This window comes from Flavobacterium tiangeerense (assembly GCF_007830355.1).
Taxonomy (GTDB): Bacteria; Bacteroidota; Bacteroidia; order Flavobacteriales; family Flavobacteriaceae; genus Flavobacterium; species Flavobacterium tiangeerense.
In genome coordinates this window covers 95,644-115,288 of sequence record NZ_VLKO01000011.1, presented here as the reverse complement: position 1 = coordinate 115,288, position 19,645 = coordinate 95,644, and the positions used below count along the sequence as shown (strand labels likewise).

The 19,645-nt window shown below is 31.6% G+C and carries 15 protein-coding genes, 1 tRNA gene, 1 other RNA gene and 1 pseudogene; 10 read left to right on the top strand and 8 right to left on the bottom strand.

What is annotated here, in order from left to right; all coding sequences use genetic code 11:
- Positions 1-34: 34 nt before the first annotated feature.
- Complete coding sequence (locus tag IQ05_RS13420; protein WP_144893791.1) at positions 35-1,084, bottom strand: AMP-binding protein; 1,050 nt, start codon at positions 1,082-1,084, stop codon at positions 35-37.
- Positions 1,085-1,110: 26 nt separating this feature from the next.
- A complete protein-coding gene (locus IQ05_RS13415; RefSeq protein ID WP_144893789.1) occupies positions 1,111-2,031 on the bottom strand; it encodes a CPBP family intramembrane glutamic endopeptidase in 921 nt (306 codons plus the stop codon).
- Between the two features lie 79 nt (positions 2,032-2,110).
- Here IQ05_RS13415 and IQ05_RS13410 point away from each other — a divergent pair, with 79 nt between their 5' ends.
- Positions 2,111-2,455: an ArsC/Spx/MgsR family protein gene (locus IQ05_RS13410; RefSeq protein WP_144893787.1), complete on the top strand. Its 345-nt coding sequence runs from the start codon at positions 2,111-2,113 to the stop codon at positions 2,453-2,455.
- A gap of 91 nt (positions 2,456-2,546) precedes the next feature.
- Positions 2,547-5,003, top strand: coding sequence for a TonB-dependent receptor domain-containing protein (locus IQ05_RS13405; protein ID WP_144893785.1), 2,457 nt, complete (start codon positions 2,547-2,549; stop codon positions 5,001-5,003).
- A 95-nt stretch (positions 5,004-5,098) separates the two neighbouring features.
- Here the strand turns inward: IQ05_RS13405 and IQ05_RS15425 are convergent, their stop codons facing one another.
- The gene (locus IQ05_RS15425; protein ID WP_086453821.1) at positions 5,099-5,269 is read right to left on the bottom strand and encodes a hypothetical protein; all 171 of its coding nucleotides are present in this window, start codon (positions 5,267-5,269) and stop codon (positions 5,099-5,101) included.
- Between the two features lie 205 nt (positions 5,270-5,474).
- Here IQ05_RS15425 and fumC point away from each other — a divergent pair, with 205 nt between their 5' ends.
- The gene (gene fumC, locus IQ05_RS13400) at positions 5,475-6,857 is read left to right on the top strand and encodes a class II fumarate hydratase (RefSeq protein WP_144893783.1); all 1,383 of its coding nucleotides are present in this window, start codon (positions 5,475-5,477) and stop codon (positions 6,855-6,857) included.
- A gap of 53 nt (positions 6,858-6,910) precedes the next feature.
- On the opposite strand, the gene IQ05_RS13395 is transcribed toward fumC, so the two are convergent.
- Positions 6,911-7,975 (bottom strand): hypothetical protein, encoded by a 1,065-nt coding sequence (locus tag IQ05_RS13395; RefSeq protein WP_144893781.1) that lies wholly within the window; start codon positions 7,973-7,975, stop codon positions 6,911-6,913.
- A gap of 324 nt (positions 7,976-8,299) precedes the next feature.
- Positions 8,300-9,502, bottom strand: coding sequence for an NAD(P)-dependent oxidoreductase (locus IQ05_RS13390; protein ID WP_144893779.1), 1,203 nt, complete (start codon positions 9,500-9,502; stop codon positions 8,300-8,302).
- 248 nt (positions 9,503-9,750) lie between these two features.
- Between IQ05_RS13390 and IQ05_RS13385 the strand changes: the two genes are divergently transcribed.
- The 4 genes and pseudogenes from IQ05_RS13385 (at position 9,751) to IQ05_RS13370 (ending at position 12,706) form a co-directional block, all read left to right on the top strand.
- Entirely contained in the window at positions 9,751-10,950 is a 1,200-nt protein-coding gene (locus IQ05_RS13385; RefSeq protein WP_144893777.1) for a serine hydrolase domain-containing protein, read from the top strand.
- A gap of 64 nt (positions 10,951-11,014) precedes the next feature.
- Positions 11,015-11,411, top strand: a transfer-messenger RNA (tmRNA) gene (gene ssrA, locus IQ05_RS13380).
- A gap of 933 nt (positions 11,412-12,344) precedes the next feature.
- Positions 12,345-12,560 (top strand): annotated as a pseudogene (locus tag IQ05_RS13375) (GatB/YqeY domain-containing protein); the annotation flags it as partial.
- A gap of 72 nt (positions 12,561-12,632) precedes the next feature.
- A tRNA-Arg gene (locus IQ05_RS13370) sits at positions 12,633-12,706 on the top strand.
- A gap of 228 nt (positions 12,707-12,934) precedes the next feature.
- Here the strand turns inward: IQ05_RS13370 and IQ05_RS13365 are convergent.
- Genes IQ05_RS13365 through IQ05_RS15575 form a run of 3 tightly spaced genes read right to left on the bottom strand, consistent with a single transcriptional unit; the run spans position 12,935 to position 17,704 of the window.
- Complete coding sequence (locus IQ05_RS13365) at positions 12,935-13,714, bottom strand: hypothetical protein (protein ID WP_144893773.1); 780 nt, start codon at positions 13,712-13,714, stop codon at positions 12,935-12,937.
- Between the two features lie 29 nt (positions 13,715-13,743).
- Positions 13,744-17,586 carry a hypothetical protein gene (locus tag IQ05_RS13360; protein ID WP_144893771.1) on the bottom strand — a complete coding sequence of 1,281 codons (3,843 nt, stop codon included), beginning with the start codon at positions 17,584-17,586 and terminating at the stop codon, positions 13,744-13,746.
- Positions 17,579-17,704: a hypothetical protein gene (locus tag IQ05_RS15575; RefSeq protein ID WP_262711540.1), complete on the bottom strand. Its 126-nt coding sequence runs from the start codon at positions 17,702-17,704 to the stop codon at positions 17,579-17,581. Before IQ05_RS15575 ends, IQ05_RS13360 begins: the two co-directional genes overlap by 8 nt.
- Positions 17,705-18,085: 381 nt before the next feature.
- Between IQ05_RS15575 and IQ05_RS13355 the strand changes: the two genes are divergently transcribed.
- From IQ05_RS13355 to IQ05_RS13345, 3 genes are all read left to right on the top strand, one after another.
- The gene (locus IQ05_RS13355) at positions 18,086-18,736 is read left to right on the top strand and encodes a hypothetical protein (RefSeq protein WP_144893769.1); all 651 of its coding nucleotides are present in this window, start codon (positions 18,086-18,088) and stop codon (positions 18,734-18,736) included.
- A 63-nt stretch (positions 18,737-18,799) separates the two neighbouring features.
- A complete protein-coding gene (locus IQ05_RS13350) occupies positions 18,800-19,417 on the top strand; it encodes a hypothetical protein (protein WP_208653371.1) in 618 nt (205 codons plus the stop codon).
- A 10-nt stretch (positions 19,418-19,427) separates the two neighbouring features.
- A complete protein-coding gene (locus IQ05_RS13345) occupies positions 19,428-19,619 on the top strand; it encodes a hypothetical protein (RefSeq protein WP_144893765.1) in 192 nt (63 codons plus the stop codon).
- The last annotated feature ends 26 nt before the right edge of the window (positions 19,620-19,645 follow it).

The window sequence follows — 19,645 nt, the reverse complement described above, 5'->3', positions numbered from 1 at the left end:
ATTTCGGGATGCTTTTTAATTTAGGAAAACTTCATTATAAGCTATTTACAATTTCAGCTCGTTTTAATTTACCATTATCTGTTTCTTTAAATTTAGGAACATAAAAAACAGCTTTAGGTTTTTCATATTTGTCTAAACCATCAAAAAAATCATTGGGCAACAACTGATTTTCTCCTTCGATAACTAAAATTAGCTTTTCTCCAAGTTCAGGATCTTTAATACTGGAGACAAAAAATCTTTCCTTTATTTTATCTGATAGTTTTTGTTCAATTTTTTCAGGAATCAATTTTATTCCGCCACTATTTATTACATTATCAACTCTACCTAAGAAAACAAATTGATTGTCATCATTAATTTCTACCAAATCATTCGTAACAATCGATTCATTAGAAATTAAAGGTGCATCAATCACCAAGCAATTTCGGTCATCTCGGGAGATTTTAATATTGGGCAACACCGAAAAGAAATCCTCACCAACTTTTTTAGCAGCTATATGAGTAATAGTTTCTGTCATGCCATAGGTTTCATACACTTTTGTTGTCACTTTTGACAACTCATTTTCAAGAACCTTGTCCATTTTTGCACCACCAACAATCATTTTCTTTACATTATGCAATGCCTTTAGTGAATTTTGAGCTTGCAGAGGAACCATAGCTACAAAATCATATTTCTTTGAATTACGAACTAAAGGTTCTGTACTTGGAGCAACAAAATCAAGGTCTAAACCTAATATAAAACCGCGTACTAACATCATTTTTCCCGCTATAAATTGGGTTGATAAACAGTGTAAAGCGCTGTCTCCTGGTTTCAAATCGAAAAAATCTCCAGTGGCTAAAGCCGAGTTTACCATGGCTTGTTTCTCCATACGAATGAGTTTTGGCTTTCCAGTAGTTCCAGATGTATTGAGCATGAGATAAGGTTTAGAATCAAACCAATCTAAAAGAAAATCTCCTACAGCTTTTTCATACGCCTCGCCTTCTTTGATAAAACTATACGCAACTCTGCATAAATCATCACGATCAAGGTGAAAACCATTTAATTTAAACAAATTATGTACGTTTTGATAGGTAACGGTAGTGGTCATGATTGTGATATTTACAAAATTATAATCTAAACCGATGGAATCCTACCGGTCAATTTTTCTTTCCAATTGGTCCATTGGTATTTCTTACTAAAGATAAACAAAAGTATTGGATAAATAAGAAAAACTGGTAAAATGACATCAATTCCAGCGGATGGGATTGAGACATCCTTTAAAATAGAATTCGTTTGAAAGGCAGTCCAATCAGATGTTATCAATAAGGCACCAATTGTATTATTAGCTGCATGAAAACCAAGGGCAAGTTCCATTCCTTCATCCATGAGTGTCAAAATACCTAAAAACAAACCGGTTCCTATATAAAACACCATAATTATTGGACCCATTTTTTCTACTTCGGGATTAAAAAAATGTAAACCGCCAAAAATTAATGAAGTCATTACTAATGGAAACCATTTATTTCGAGCTAAAACCGCAAAACCCTGCATTAAATAACCTCTAAATATATATTCTTCGGCACTTGTTTGTAAAGGAATCATTATGATACCAATCAGTGCTAAAATTAAAAAAGGAATGGGTTTAAAATTAACCTCAAAACTAGTAGGATTTGCAAAATACATGATGAGCGTTGATCCAATAGTAAAAAGGGACCAAATCCCAAAAGCAGTCAGTACCCGGTTCCAATCTACTTTTTTTCTAGAAGTAGTCACCGAAAGTATAGTTTGATGATGTAACAATTTCACAATAAAAAAAAGAGCAGCCAGCACAAACACAAAGTTTGACAATAAAAAAAACAATGTAGTATTAGAATCAAAGTACGCCATCATATTCAATCCTACTGGTTGAAACTGTTTCCCAGTAGTCAAAGAGTCTATAACAACAACTGCTGCAAAAAACAACTGCCCAACCATAGAAGCAAGAATTAGTAAAACCGACCCTTGAATGTATTTCCAAAAAGTATTTCCTGACTTAAAACCTTGGGCTATGTACATATTTTTTTGAAATTATGTTTTCATATTATTAGTTTAACAAATACTATTTTTGTTACATCATAATCTTAAATCAAAAAAAATGATTCAAATTTATCACAATCCTCGTTGCGGGAAATCAAGAGCATGTTTAGCACAAATCGAAACGAGCAATAAGGAGTTTGAAATTAAACTTTACTTGGTTCACCCCCTATCGATTGATGAATTAACAACTATTGTTAGCAAACTAAACATAAAACCTATAGATTTAGTGCGCATCAAAGAAAAAATTTGGATAGAAAACTATAAAAACATAAACCTGAATGACCAAGAAGTATTAAAAATTATTGCCGAAAATCCAATATTAATGCAAAGACCAATTGTAATTGATGGTGAAAAAGCAATAATAGGAAGAGATTCTGAATCAGTAGAGAACTTTTTGAAATAGATAAATCTTAGTCTTAACATTTATTTGTGATTTGTCCTATTAAACTAATTCAAGGTTTTTGCGTCTAATGAAAAAACTAAAGTAATAAATAATGAAATTAATTAAACCTTTTTTAATTCTTGCCTTTTTTTTAATAGCAATAGTAGGATTTGCACAACCAGGTGGAGGTGTTCCTAAAATTAAAATAACTGGAAAAGTTATCGAAAAAATAAGCAAACAACCGCTAGAGTATGCAACCATCACTTTTTCATTACCAAATAATCCAAAACCCGTAGCAGGTGGAATTAGTAATGCAACTGGAGATTTTGATGTTGAAGTGAAACCAGGTACGTATGATATCAAAATTGAGTTTATCTCTTTTAAAGGAAATGACATCAAACAAAAAAACTTAACAAAAAGTACTAATCTTGGAGTTATAGGCTTAGAAGAAGATGCGGCACAATTAAATGAAGTAATTGTAAGAGCTGAGAAAACTACCGTTGAAATCAAATTAGACAAAAAAGTTTACAACGTTGGAAGTGACCTTATGGTTAAAGGTGGAACCGTAAGCGATGTATTAGATAACATACCGTCAGTATCAGTAGATGTTGAAGGAAATGTAAGTTTACGAGGAAATGACAACGTAAGAGTTTTAATTGACGGTAGACCTTCAAATGCTATTAACATATCTGAAGCATTACGATTAATTCCAGCTGATGCAATTGAAAAAGTAGAAGTTATTACCAATCCATCAGCTAGATATGATGCCGAAGGCGGTGGAGGTTTACTAAACATTATTCTTAAAAAAGGAAAAAACCAAGGATTAAACGGAACTATAATTGCGTCTACTGGTTATCCTGAAAATTATGGATTGAGTGGTACCTTAAACTACAAATCAAAAAACTTTAATCTTTTTACTACTCAAGGTTATAATGATCGTAGTAATCCTGGAAACGCTTTTACCAATACTGATTATTTAAATGATAATAATGAAATTACTAATTCTGTAAATGAATCTCGTGAAAATGATAGATTCAATAAAGGCTATAATAGTAATTTTGGTATGGAATGGTTTGTTTCTGAAACTGCTACATGGACAAACAGCTTTAATTACAGAAAAAGTAACGGAAACAATATTGACAACGTTTTTCAAGATTATATTAGAGCTGATCGTAGTTTTGATTACAGAAGAACACGTATCAACCTAGAAAACAGCGATAGTGAAAATGTTGAATTTGCAACAAACTATACAAAGAAATTCAAAAAAGACGGACACAAATTAACTCTTGATGGTTCCTTTTCTACAAGTGATGAGTTTAATGATGCGTTAATTACTGATACTGCAACCAACTCTAATAGAACAAAATTCGATAATACACTTAATAATCAATCTCAAAATCGAAATTTATTACAATTAGATTATGTACTTCCTTTTGGCAAATCAAGTCAATTTGAAGCTGGATATCGTGGCGATTTCTCAGAATTACTTACTGATTACAGAGTTGATAATGATGGTGTAGTAAATAACAATTTTACAAACAAATTAGAATACAAAGAGAAAGTAAATGCTTTATACACACAATATGGTGTCAAAGTAAATAAATTTTCAGCTCTTTTTGGATTGCGTTTTGAAGATTCAAACATCAACATCAATCAACTAGCTACAAACGACTTTAACACTAAAAAGTACAACAACTTTTTCCCAAGCGCTTTCTTTACCTACGAATTATCAGATGCAAGTAGTGCATCAGTAAGTTATAGCCGAAGAATACAAAGGCCAAGAGGACGTTTGTTAAATCCGTTTAGCAACTTATCAAGCAACATTAACATTTTTGTAGGTAATCCAGATTTAGATCCGGCATTTACTGATGCACTAGATTTTGGATACATTAGAAGATGGGAAAAATTAACCTTCAATACTTCTTTGTACGTAAATAAAACAACTGATGTGTTTCAATTTGCTAGAAGAGAATCAGGAGACTTCGTAAATGGAATACCTATTACTGTTAGCTCACCTATTAATTTAGCCACAGAATACAGAGCAGGTTTTGAATTTACACTTAATTATTCTCCATACAAATGGTGGAAATTGAATGGTAATTTTAATTTCTTTAGAAATGAAACTCAAGGAATATATGAGTATACTAATTTTAGAAACGAAAAAGTAACACAAGATTTTAATAATATTGCTACTTCTTGGTTCACTAGAATTACCTCAAAAATAACTTTACCTTACAAAATTGATTGGCAAACAAATGCAACATATAATGGTCCTCAAGCAAATGCACAAGGAAAAAGCTTAGGAGTATTTGCAGCAAACTTAGCTTTTAGTAAAGATATAATGAAAGATAAAGGAACACTTTCATTTAACGTAAGCGATGTTTTTAATTCTAGAAAAAGAATCATGGAAACTTACCTACCTCAATTTGCAAATTCTTATGGTGAAATGCAGTGGAGAGTAAGACAGATAAACGTATCATTTACCTATCGCTTCAACAAACCTAAAAACGAAAGAGAAAAACCAACTCGTAAAATGCAAAATGATAACGAAGGAGATTATCAAGGATAAAAAAAAGGACTCATTTTCATGAGTCCTTTTTTTATGCATTATAACAAAAAAAAAAAGAACTCATAAAAATGAGTTCTTTTATAAAACTAAAAAGCTTAAACAGATTGTTCTTGCTTCTTTTTTGCTTTCTTCTCTTTGTATGCTTCCCAACTTGCTCCACCTACCCAATAGGATACGAAACCAACTAGAAAAAACATTAACCAAAATCCCATTGTTAGGATGGTTAAGAAAAGTAAAAAGCCTAAATACTGTGAAAATTCAAACATGTTTTCCGGAATTTTGAATGTAGGTACAAATATAACTCTAATTATTTTTGGTAGCAATAAAAAAACACAAAAACTAAGTATGTCCTTGTCATAATAATAATTATTCTTAAATTACAGAATTACGAAAATCTGTAGAGCAAATCGTAATTCCAAAAAAATAATATGAAAGAGCAACCATTTCCATCCATTAATAAAGCCATTTAAAATGAAGTATAGAATAGAAAAAGATACATTAGGCGAAGTACGTGTACCAATAGATAAATATTGGGGAGCCCAAACAGAACGTTCTAGAAATAACTTCAAAATTGGAGAGGCAGCCTCTATGCCAAAAGAGATCATATATGGTTTTGCGTACTTAAAAAAAGCAGCCGCATACACCAATTGTGATTTAAAAATTCTAACAGAAGAAAAACGAGATTGTATTGCAATGGTTTGTAATGAAATTTTGGAGGGAAAGCTTGATGATCAATTTCCATTAGTCATTTGGCAAACTGGGTCAGGAACTCAAAGCAACATGAATGTAAATGAAGTAATTGCAAATAGAGTGCAGTTTATTAAAGGTTTAAAAATAGGTATAAATCAATTTATTAATGCAAACGATGACGTTAATAAATCTCAATCCTCTAATGATACTTTTCCCACAGCAATGCATATTGCTGGATATAAAGTTCTAACTGAAGTTACCATCCCTAGCATTGAAAAATTAAGAGATACGTTACATACAAAAGCTATCGAATTTAATACTATTGTAAAAATAGGCCGTACTCACATGATGGATGCAACGCCTATAACACTAGGACAGGAAATATCAGGATATGTAGCTCAATTAAATTATGGTTTGAAAGCTTTAAAAAATTCGCTACCGCATTTATCTGAAATAGCTCTCGGAGGGACTGCTGTAGGAACAGGTTTGAACACTCCAAAAGGATATGCCGTGAAAGTTGCTCATTACATTGCTGAGTTTACCGGACACCCTTTTATTACTGCCGAAAATAAATTTGAAGCCTTAGCTGCTCATGATGCTATTATTGAGAGTCATGGGGCTTTAAAACAATTGGCCGTTTCTCTAAATAAAATTGTAAATGATATCCGCATGCTCTCCTCTGGACCAAGATCTGGAATTAATGAAATCTTCATTCCTGAAAATGAACCTGGATCATCCATAATGCCTGGCAAAATAAATCCAACGCAATGTGAAGCATTGACCATGGTATGCGCACAAGTAATAGGAAATGATGTTGCAATTACTGTGGGTGGAATGCAAGGACATTATGAATTAAATGTATTTAAACCGCTCATTGCATCAAATTTTTTACAATCAGCTAGACTTCTTGGTGATGCATGCTTGTCATTTGATCTTCATTGTGCCCAAGGAATTGAACCTAATCATACTAGAATTAAAGAGCTACTGGACAACTCATTAATGTTAGTCACTGCCTTGAACCCTAAAATAGGATATTACAAATCAGCAGAAATTGCTCAAACTGCACATAAAAATGGTACCACTTTAAAATACGAAGCAGTGCGCCTTGGATATGTCACACCAGAAGATTTTGATAATTGGGTAAAACCTACTGATATGGTCTAATACAAAAAACCCTGTAAAGTAGTTTACAGGGTTATAAATTTAGTTAGAATTTATTAATTTGTTTTAGCTTTTAAGGCATTATATTCTGCAATCAAATCCATAGATCGGTATAATTTTAATAGTAAATCAGAAACTGTTTTATCACTAGGCTGTAAGGCATTAGCTTTTTCTAGATACTTTATAGCGCCTTTTACAATATCATCCATTTTAATTTTTAAATTATCATATGCAAGCATTTCTTCTTTTGAAGTCCCTAATACACTCATTTGCTCGCTTATTACTTTTTTCTTGTCTAAACTTAAATATGCAAGTTCTAAATACCCATCAACTGATTTAGGATCATAAGTAATGAGCTGCTTGTAACAGTTTTCGGCTGCAACTAAATCTTTTTTTTCTCTATAAATATAACCCATATTTAATAGAATTTCACTTTTCTTAGAGTAGGCCATCAGATTTCTAGGATTTTCTGCTATTCCTGCTTTTACATTTGAGTCTCTATCGGCTACTGATAAATACAATTCTTCAACTTTAGACTTTTTATTAACAGCATAATATTCCATAACTCTACCCGTATAATTGAGTTTATTTAACTCTTTATAATTACGTAAGGCAGATTCATAATCATTTACCTTCATAAAATAAGAAGTCGAAAGATATAAGTTAAGCGTATCTTTTTTGTCTATCTCATACAAGGAATACATTTTTTTTGCTCCTTCACTATAGTTGTTTACTTTTAAATCAGCAATAGCACTACCTTCAACCTGATCTTTAATTAACTTAATCGCTTCGCGGGCTTTTACAGAGTATTTATAGGTTTCAATACGGTCTTCCTCCTCAATCAATTCCTTATAGGTCGCTACTGCAGCAGAAAGGTTTGCAGCTGGTTCAATTTTTTGATCCGCTAAACTCTTATAAATTTCAGCTTTTAGTTTATAAAACTCTGATTTATCATCGGCAATAGCGTTATTTATTAAATATTGCGATTTTTTTAAAATAGATAATGCTCCTTGAGAATTACCGTTTTTAAACTGTAGTTGTGCCTCTTTGATTTGTTCTTTTTGGGCATATCCAGCAAAAATGAAGGATAAAATTAATACTAAAGTAAAGTTCTTTTTCATGAAATCTGTACGGTATTTGGTTAATAAAATTATTAAAATATCAAATTTTAACATTTAACACTATATTAAGTGTAGCAAATTAGATTATTTAATTCATTTTCAAAAACAATACCAGAAATATTTTTTTTATTTTTTTATTTTTTTTCTATTGATAAATATTTACTTAGAGTTTGAATTTATGATTTGCTTATTTTTTTTTGATTATCGTGTAAATATTGATTTTGCTCTCCAATATCTTGTGTTTTTTTTTCTATTTACAAATGAATTATATATTGTTGCTTTAAAAAATAATTAAGTGTTTTTCATCTTTATTTGATTAAAAAATTATTTACCATCTACAAAATCTTGTAAGTAACTAAATCGTTTTGTTAACTTTCCGTTTTCGGTAATTTTAGATCTTAGTAAAATCCCATCTTTATCTTGATTAAAAAAAGCAGGAATTACTTGACTTATAAACATTTCGCCAAACCCTTCACTAGCATCTTTAGGTAATTCACATGGTAAATTGTCAACTGCCATAACTACAACTGCAGCAGGATGAAAAAAATCAACCTCTCTATCCTCACTAGGTAAATAACCGTACAATGGATCCTCAATAGTTGATGCTCTAAGAGTACAAGCAACAGGACCATTTACATCACAAGATACATCCCCAACAATTTTTATTTTACATTCATTTGATTGCAACATAGCTCGAGACAATATTACTGGCGCATCATTTCCATGAAAGTGACCTGCAATATAAATATCCGAAACTTTTGTAAAACGCTCAAAATTGGACTCATAAAGTTGTGGATTTTGATAAAAATCATTAAAATCGTTTGTAGATTTATCTTTTCTAATATTATAATCTAATACATCAATTTGGGTGTAAACAGGTTGGGTGTAATTTTTTGTTAAATAATTCTCAACTGAAATTTCTTTAACTTTGATAGCATCTAAGACCTCTTTGATCCCATTTCCTACTTTACCGGTTCCTGTAACAACAAACTTAATAGGTGGTAGCACTACTCTTTTGAGTTGTAAAATTAAAGCTTCTTTACCGGATAGTGTTTCAGCCTTGGGCAATTTAAAAAGTTCAAATTTAAGTCCAAATGCTCTTATACTGTTGTAAGCGCCTACAATTCCTGCATATCTACCAAAACCAATAAGCCTTTTATTTGATTCATCCACAATGGTTTCATAATCATATAAGTCAATATTTTTTTCTAAAACGGCTTGAAGTAACTTTCTGTTGTAGGGTTGCTTTTTTATGGTATGAGAAAAAAAGAAATAGGACTTGTTTGAAATTAAATTTTCAACAGGAACTTCTTTAACCCCAAATAAGAAATCACAATCACTCAGACCCTCTGTAACTGGTATTCCTAAATTTTCATATTGTGAATCCGAAAAAACCCTACAATCTGATGCTTCAACCTGCACCGAAACACCTTCAAACTGTGTCAAAATTTGTTTAATGGCATTTGGCGAAAAAATAACTCTACGATCTACAGGGTTTTTTCTTTCTTTTATAATTCCGAAATTCATGATTTAAATAACTTATAATTAAATTTATATAACTTTATGATATGTATTTGTTACAAATATAACAAAAGTATCTTAAAATTCTCTTTTTTTTGAAAAAAAGGATTGCCCAAAGATTTTACTATAGGTTGAATAACAATTTACTAACGATTATCCCTGCTCCGAAAGGCTTATAAAATTGTGTTAAGGTCTAAAATAAGTGCTTCTTAAAAGCCTTCATTTCTATATATTTGCCTTTAAAGCCACTTCTGATGAAATTTCCAAAAAAAACAAATATACTACATATTATACTGCTCCTATTCATTTTAAGCTCTTGCGAAAAGGAGAAAAAGAAAATAGAACTTAGAGATGATCAACTTCCTAAAACTACTTTGCCTATAATGAAACCTTTATTGCAAAAAGAACCACCACTGGAGGCACTATATGTAAACCAAAAAAAAGCACAAATAGATTCATTTTACAAAAAAAACTGGCCTAATAACACTGCTAATGGAAGTTTTTTGGTGGCTAAAAATGGCCAAATCATTTTTGAGAAGTACGAAGGTTTTTCCAACTTTAGTGATAAATCATTAATAAATGCTAACACTCCATTACATATAGCCTCAGTGAGTAAAGTGATTACGGCAACTGCTATCTTAAAATTAGTGAATGCTAAAAGAATTACATTAGACCAAAAGGTAAATACGCTCTTAACAGAATTTCCATATCCTGATGTAACTATAAGAACGCTGCTTAACCACCGCAGCGGAATGCGTAACTATGCCTATTTTACAGATAGAGATAAAAGTGTTTGGGACAGAAAAAATATTTTAACAAATCAAGATATTCTGACTTTACTTGCCACTAAAAATATCGAATTAGAAAATAAAACAGATACACGGTTTAGTTACTGCAATACTAATTACGCCATTCTTGCTTTAATAATAGAAAAAGTAACCAAGAAAGCATATAAAGATGCTATGGCAGCGATTATATTTGAACCTCTTGGTATGAAAAACACTTATGTTTTTGATTACGAGAAAGACAAAAATAAAGCAGTAACGTCTTATAAAGGAAATAAGGTTGAAATAGGTAAAGATTATTTAGATGCTGTTTATGGCGATAAAAACATATACTCAACTCCTAGAGATTTATTAAAATTTGACCGTGCCCGAAGTAGTTCTCAATTTTTAAATCCTTCATTATTAAAAGAAGTCTACGTGGGATACAGCAACGAGAGAAAAGGAACAAAAAATTACGGTCTTGGGATTAGAATGATCAACTGGGATACGGGACAAAACTTTTATTTTCACAATGGTTGGTGGCATGGTAATACCTCATCTTATATAACATTAAAAGAGGAAGGCGTTACAATTATTGCATTGTCTAATAAATTCACAAGAAAAACCTATAATGTTAGGAAGTTGGCCGTTCTTTTTGGGGATTATCCGTTTAAGATTGGAGATGAATAAATTTAGGAATGATTTTTGCTTTAAAGGCTGAAATTAGTTGTACATTTGCAACCTAATTAAAAAAGGGGTCGACTGGTTTTGACAGCGAGTCGAATTGATACATAAGCACGTCGAGAACTGGGACAATTCTCGTTAATAAAAGGTTTCAAAACATTTACACGGCGAAGGAAACTACGCTCTTGCTGCATAATCCGAATTATAGTAAGATTAGCCTCGTCCTACCAGGTAGGAAAGCAGGATTCTCCTCGAAAGCTCTGGTTTTTAGCGTTCGAAACAGGGGAATCGTAAATTAAAACCTAGAATTTTGTAAGCTACGGGCAATTTTCGAAACTAAAGTAGCTAAGCAAAGTGTGGCTGTTTCTGGCCTAGCACTGCGTCTAAAATTCAATCAGGAAATAAGCGCGTAGAAAGTGTATGAATTGCTTGTTTGGACCCGGGTTCGATTCCCGGCGACTCCACTGGATGGGATGATTGAAAAATCATCCCTTTTTTTATTGTACAAAAGCAAACCTTTTTCCTTCATTAACAGGTGATTACGAGACAACAAATCGATCATTGTAGGTGTTCGATAGATACCATCCTGATAGTATAAGTTGCTGTCGAACACCATTTTTACAAATTCTCTCTTTTGGGTAATAGTAGCTCGATTATATAATGATTTTAAATCAACAAGTAAATCCAAGTTTTTTTTTAAAATTGTAAATACATGTTTATCCACATGGCTTAGACGAGTGATAGAATCTTTGCAAGATGTGACTTCGGTATTATAAGTGTTATACCATCTATCATATGTGTCTTTAGATATCTCATTTTTAATCCATTTATCTTCAACAGAAAACATTTTTTCTTGAGTTTTATCTAGTAGAATTTTCTTTTGGTTTATTACAAGTTTATTAGATTTTAAATTCTCTTCCATTTTTGTAACAGATGACTTTTTAACAAGTGCAAATTTCAGGTTAACATTCCAATTTGAAATTCCTAACTTAACTTTCATTTCTTTTGAAAAACTAACTGCTGTATTTATTTTTCCTTCACCATCGGTTTTAGTAGTTATAAAATATCTGTTTTTGTAGTAAGTACTGTCTTTGTGTGCTTTTACATGAAAATATATTCTTACCTCTTCGTTGCAAAAATTAGGAACAGTAGCTTTAACCCAGATTCCGCATTAGAAATCTACTCCAACTAAATTACTTCACCATTTTTATATTTTTAGCGGAGTTCAGTGAATGAATTTCTTCTTCAAAACCAAGAACTTACTCCCATTTTTAAATTCAAAATACAAAAGTATTCCTTCTTCAAAAATAGTCCGTGAGCTCTTGCTTTTATTGAATAATTCAGTTTCGCTATGAAGTCTAATGCAGATTCTGGGTTTAACATAGTTGATTTCGCCTATAAAACCAGAGTTGTTACAAGCGGCTGTTATCGAACAATTTTTGCCTGCACAATTAAGTGAAGCTGAAGTAAAAGCTGTGGTAGCTAAAATCATTGCTGATAGCGATGCATCAGGAATGGCAGCTATGGGTAAAGTAATGGGATTGGCATCTGCTGTATTAGCTGGAAAAGCAGACGGTAAAACAATTTCAACAATTGTGAAAAAATTATTGTCTTAATTTTAATTTTTTTTAATTCCAAATTCCATTTTTTTTGAGTTTGGAATTTTAAAATTTAATTTTATAACTATTGACTGCGTAGTTCAACTGGATAGAATATCAGATTTCGACTCTGAGGGTTGCAGGTTCGAACCCTGCCGTGGTCACAAACTCGAAAAATAAAAGGCGTGAAGATTACACCTATTGGTAATCTTCACGCCTTTTATAGTTTGTGGGTAACTCAAAAAAGAACCACGTATGGTTGATTACCCCAAAAAACTCACATCACTCCTATTGTTGTATTACTTCCCATTTTATAATAAAGGGATTGTAATAATTTTATCCCAATAAATAATTCTCCTCAAGAGGAATAAATATTTATGATAACTAAAAAATCAATCCAAACAATACTTTAAACAACTACTTTTAAATTCAACTAACAAATCTTCATCAATATTTTCTATAAAAGTTGGTTCAACATCATCTTTTGTTATATCTTTTAATAAATTCTTTTCTAAATCTATTCGCAACCAAATAACTATTGGGTCGTCTTTATCTTTTGAAGTGACCTTTACTAAAATCTCTTTCTTTGTTGCTTTATCAATAAAAAAATCATATCCTGCTTCTTTAATATTTGGATAGTTTGATTGCCATTTTCCTTTTTTAACAATTTTTCCTACAAAATATACACAGCGATTCTCATCATAATTAGATTCATTTGAATAAAAATTCGAAGTGAGATTATTTGCGTTAAAATCTATTGGAGAATCAACTTTTATTTTATTATTGGATATATACACTATGTTCCATTTATTTTTAAAATTACTCTTATCTAAAAAAATATTTTTATTTTTAAAACAAATGATGTGTGCATCTGTATCAATATATTTTATTTTTCTTAGTTTTAATTCTTCGGATATATTAGCAATATAACTATTCACATCGTCTGCAATAATATAAAAATCCTCACCTTTTTCGGTTTTTAAAACATTTATTTCCTCTTTATTTGGTGACCAAATAATTATTGAATTTTCATCTAATATTTTTAAAGTATCTATTTTGGAATTTAGAATTTCATCTTTATTTGCTGGATTAATATCTTGAGTTGAATTCTCAACTTTTTTACAACTAACAAATAAAAAAACAATAATAAATTGGAATAAAAAATATCTCATAATTCTTTTGTGATTCAGATTAAAAAAATCTACTGAATAATTTGTAAATGATAACAATTGTTTTCAATCATAATTTTTTCTAATTCTTTTCTTTTTAAAATTTCAGAATAAAAACTTTCTTTATTTGACAATTTTGAATAAGAAATGTCAAATGTATTAATAAAATTATAATCTGCAATATGTTTTGAAACAGTTGAAGGTCCCAACTCTTTAATTTTATTTTCCATTAATTTAATTATTTCAGATTTAGATAATTTATTTTTTATACCATTTGCATATACATCAATAACTTTATCGCCTGGATCTTTATATATATTTTTTTGTGTATTTACTCCATTGTTTTTTGAACAATTTTCATACATAATTCTAGCTTGGTCATATGTAGATCTTGCTGTACTGGTAATATAAATATTATAATTTTTACTGGCTTTTCCAACTTCTACTATAATCTTTTTTGTTTTTTCTGATAAAGAACTCTCAATGGCAGTTGTTCCTTCAAAATGTAATTTTACTTTTCCTTTGTCATTATTAATTCTATTCTTTGAAACTTCTTTTTTATCAAAAGACCTCACAAATCTTGGAATAACACCTATCATTGATTTTCTATATGCTTCTTGTTTTTCTTTTTTTATAGAATGCCAACGCGCCCAGTTTCCATCATGCCTAATTATAAAATCAACTAAAAATAACATTGCAGCTAATACAGAAGGCATAACAACAAACTCTTTAGGTCTATTTTTAATTTGAGCGTTACCTCCTTTTTTACTTATACCCTCTCCTTCATATAAGGAAGTTATTCCAAGTGGTTTAAATTTAGGATATTTAGTAAAGAAAGTCTCATACCAACCATAATAAGGAGGTCTGCCAAAGGACTCCATTCCACCTGTACCTGAAAGTATATATTGATCAGATGTAAAATGCCCAGTTTCACTTCTAAATATCATCTCAACAGCTTTAGAAATTTCCACTCCAAAATGCTTATATAAAAGAAATAATGCATCCTCAGCATCTTTTGGAGTATAACTCTTTTTAAATGTATTAGATAAAGTTTTATCATTGTCCATCAAAAATTTTATCAAATCAATTTCTTTATCAATAAGCTCAAACTTCGCACCTACCTGAAACACCAGCGTTTTATCCTTAAAATGTTTAGTAGAAAAGCCCTCTACACCTGCATAATAGGTTTCGGTGTCGTCTTTTTTCAAGTGGGCTGGTGCCTTTTTTTGAAAGCTTAATTCAGCAATACCATTTGCTTTAATTGCGGATTCGCTCAAATTTTCAAGTATAGAATCGTCTTTTAAGGCATGGACAGTGAATTTAATTTTTTCGCCTATCATATTTCTAGTATGAGCTACCATTTTTATTTTAGTAGGTGTTTTGCTATTGTAAGGTACTCTATCTGTTGGCACCAATCGCTTGCCCTCATATTCAAAATACAAGTCTAAAATTTCTTTTTTGGTGGTTACTTTTAACTCTGCATTTGATACGGGATAGCTAATTCCTTTAAAAGCATATAATTGATTATCAACTATGCCTACAAGTGCAAATTTCAGGTTAACATTCCAATTTGAAATTCCTAACTTAGCTTTCATTTCTTTTGAAAAACTAACTGCAGTATTTATTTTTCCTTCACTATCAGTTTTAGTAGTTATAAAATATCTGTTTTTGCAGTAAGTACTGTCTTTGTGTGCTTTTACATGAAAATATATTCTAACCTCTTCGTTGCAAAAATTAGGAACGGTAGCTTTAACATAGTTGATTTCGCCTATAAAACCAGATGTAGTTTTAGGCGTGCCGCTGGCATCTGTCCAATTGGCTTCAGTGACTGTTGGATGTACCACTTGTATTTCTTGTGATGAAGTTGATTTTTTGCCTTCGCGGGTGTTGCTGTAGGCTTCAACCCAATATTTGCCTTCTGTTAAAGGCAAATTAAATGTGGCTTTTGTTCCTTTTGCAAAAGGTTGTTTTGGCATAGGATTCTCTTTGTTAAATGCTTGAAGTTCTTTTTCATTATACAACACCCATTTTACGTTATTCATTTCTTCTGTAGTGGCTGGATTAAATAAAAATTCAGTGGCCTTACATTCTACTTGTTGTAATTTTTCTAACTTTAAATAAATGTTATCTTTCCTAAAGTTTTTAGTTATGCTTATTTTTTTAACATAATTTTCTTTTACTTTAAAATCAACTTTTCCATTAATCGGATACTGACCGTTACTTGTAACAATAACAGTATAATTGCCTAATTTTGGTAACGATATATTAAATAAACCATTTTCAGACAATGGTTTAACTTCCGAAATAGAAACAAATTCATCTTTTGCTTTATATTCAATTTGATAAAATAATTGTAAAGGATTTTTTGGTTTAGCAGCTTTATTTGCTTTTAGTTTTACTGCAAATTGTTTTGCCTCTGTAAATGGTCGGGCATAGCCAGCACTAAAATTAGTAGGGGCAATAATTTCAATTTCTGGTTTTATGATGTTGATATCAACATAAGCAGAATGTTTTTTATCTTTAATAGCGTCTGCTTTTTCTCCATAAGCTTCAATGATATAGTTCCCTAATTTTTCAAAATTATAACTAAAATTAGGGCCTTCGTTTACAAAAGTTTTTTCTTTTTTGTTGTTCAAGTAAACCACCCAATTGATGTTCTCTTTGGCAAACTTTTTTTGATTTACTAACATTTCGTTTAAGCCAAATTCTAAACTTTCGCCTAGTATAAAGGTTTTAGCCGATGTGTTTTTAATAAATACCGCATCTTTGTTTACACCAGCTCCTATATTATCTTTCGCACTTAATTCCTTTAAGAAAGCATAAACATTTTGAGCACCTAAATTGGCATACATTTTATCTGGACTCAAATTTGGATATACTTTAGTTTTGGTGAAAAATGTTATGCTGTTGGGCAATTGGGTTAAGCCTTCTACTTCTCTTAGTAATAAAAATAATTCGTCGTATTGCTCAAAAAGGTTGGCAATATTGACTTGTTCATTTTTTAATTCTTTTAAAATAGTGTTCCAGTAATTTTTAGACCCAATACTAATTTGGTCATTCAAAATTTTGGATTCTATGGCAGCAATCATTTTTAATCGAATGTTGTCCCAATAAAAGGTTGCTATTTCACCTCCAAGAGGTTTCAATTCGTTGTACATTAAATTAAAGCGTGGATCATTTTTGTAATCAGCAATAGAAGCGCCTTTTTCTAATTTATCTAATACATCGGACCAATACTTTATGGCTTCTGTATCGTTATTTTTTATGGCGTTATTTAATTGGGTTTGCACCCCTTTTTTCACCTCATCGATAGTAGGTCCTAGATTGTTTTCTTTTAAGTGTTGCGGCAAACGAACACTTTCTTGAGTGCCTACATTAGCATAAGGTTGCGGAGCGATACTAGTGATCCCTTTGTTTGTCGTGTCGTTTTCGACTTCCGAAATCGGAGGAGTAGTGTTGTCTGATGTGAGAGAACGCATTGCCGTTTTATCAGTGGTATCAGTAACGCCTCCTCCGTCTGGAAGACTTGAAGTTGCATTTTTTACTTGGCCAACAGCTACTGTTGAGCTAGTAGTATTATTTTTGATAGAATCCCCATTAGCCGAAGGAGTAGTGCCTGTGGATAGTGCTGTTTTTTCGATTGTTGCAGCAGTGTTATCGATGGCGCCTCCTTCGGTTGGGGAATTAAGATCGTTTGTAATAGTATTGTGCAGTTGTAGTTCCTGCCATATTTGTACAATATCTTTTTGTTGGCTCATTCCTTTAGAGACTTTGGCCAACTCTTTTATGAAGACATTGGTTAAATGTTCAGCGCTTTTTATATCAGCACTATTTTGTATTGAAAGATTGAAATTATGAATTACATTTTTACTCATCGCTAGGTGTTTTTCTGGGTGTAAAAGTAATGTCAAAGTTTGTCTTTTTTTGTATTTCAAACTGCTTGTATTCAGTAGTTTCAGTAGGTTTTGTTTTTGCTGAAACTACTGAATTCACAGGGCCTTTTTTTGTTCTTTTTGTATGCTCCTGTGCTACTTTTACACCCTCAAAAACGGAATTGGCGGGCACTCTTAATTTGTTGTTTCTCCTGCATTTTTTCTAAAATTACATACTACATTATATAGTAATCACCTTAAAAACAATAGCCCCTATGCATTTTTTATTATCGATAGGCATCAGAGAAAAGCTAAAAAAACCTGACAAGAGTAGCTTTCGTTTTTATGAAGCCATTATTTAAACAGGCTTTTATAAAATCAAGTTCCGCTCTATAACAATCATTATGGAATCTAAAGCAAATTCACCTTTGTTTGAAAAAACAAAGTGTGGAATGAAATCACAATCTAAACCTTATTACTATAATTTAAAAACAAACAAAATATGGCATTACAAACATTAACTACCATTAAGAACTGGTTTACAACCGGTCAAAAACCCACTCAAACTCAGTTTTGGGATACTTGGGATTCGTTCAGACACAAAAACGAAAAAGTGCCTGTGGGAGAAGTAGACGGGATCGATCAATTATTGGATCAACTGCCTCCCAAGACAATTTATAAAACGGGTCAGTTGCTTATTTTTAAAAACCCCGATAACGTATTAGATTCGACTATACTTGAGCCCAACGATACCGTAATAGGACATGTAGAAGGAGAATTTTTGAATTCAGGAACTTATTATGGTGGCGACCCGATGTTGTTGAGTAGTTATACTCAATCCAATAATCAAGTAGGGCGAATTATAGCCTTCAATTCATACGATCAATACAATGGTGACATAATTACTTATGAACTTAATGATGAAGTATTGCAAAGGGCATACAGCTGTGGCTCCTATAACGGAGTTTATATTATGTATAAAAAACCAGGCGAACTCGATTTTTCGAGTGCATGGCCTAGTGGAACCTACCCTCAAGCATGGGTAACCTGGCTTGAATTAACTCCAGGTACCATTATTAAATTAACAGATACTATTGGCGGTTTGAACGATTCAGAAGAATATATAGTGCCAGAATTAGCGAAAACAAGATAAAACATTAAAAAGAAAATAATCAATATGAAAAAAATAATTATAATATGCTTGTTAGTCATTGGGATGATGACGAATGCACAGACAAACCAAGTTATTACAAAAAAGCTACAATTAAATAACGTGCCTTCAGGCTCTGAGACAGACAATTTTCTTGTTCGTGGAACCGATGGAATTGTAAAATTTGTGCCAAGGAGTAGTTTTGGAGGTGATTCATCAGTTCATATTGCAGCTGGTTATAATGTAACTATAAGTGGATCAGGAGATATAAATAATCCATATGTGATTAATGCTGGTTCAAGCTATTCTACAAATGGGGCGAGTTATTCAGATAATCCATTTACGGCCTACTGTTTTATTTATCCAGATAGAGGTTTTCAATACTATAAGTATAGTAGCCCTCGCAATGAGGGGCGATGGGCGCAGTCAACTTTATCAGAAGATAAAATATATTTTCAACAATCAGGCGATGCTGAATGGCCGAATAATAATGACAGAGCTATTGAACTATTGTTTCCCAAACCTGCTTCAGGATTTCAGAGTAAAACAATCCCAATTTCATTAAATGGAAATTATGCGGATGTTAATGGTAATATAGAAGTCAGCCCAATTTCGACAACTTTTACCACCAATGATGGCAAGACAGTCACCGTAACAAATGGTATAATAACTAGTATTCAATAATATTTAAAACATGAAAAACTTCATCAAAAAATACTGGATTTTAATAGGGATGATTGTGGCTTTTACTTTGGAGTACACATTTGACATTCTCAACGGTTTCGGGCTTTCGGCGCTGCAAATAAAACTTGTCGAAGGACTTGGAGCGCTTATTTACGGGTATTTCTTTACCAGTAAATACAACGCCAAAAAACTTTCAAAATAACCTTTAAAACAACCCAATGAACCTTC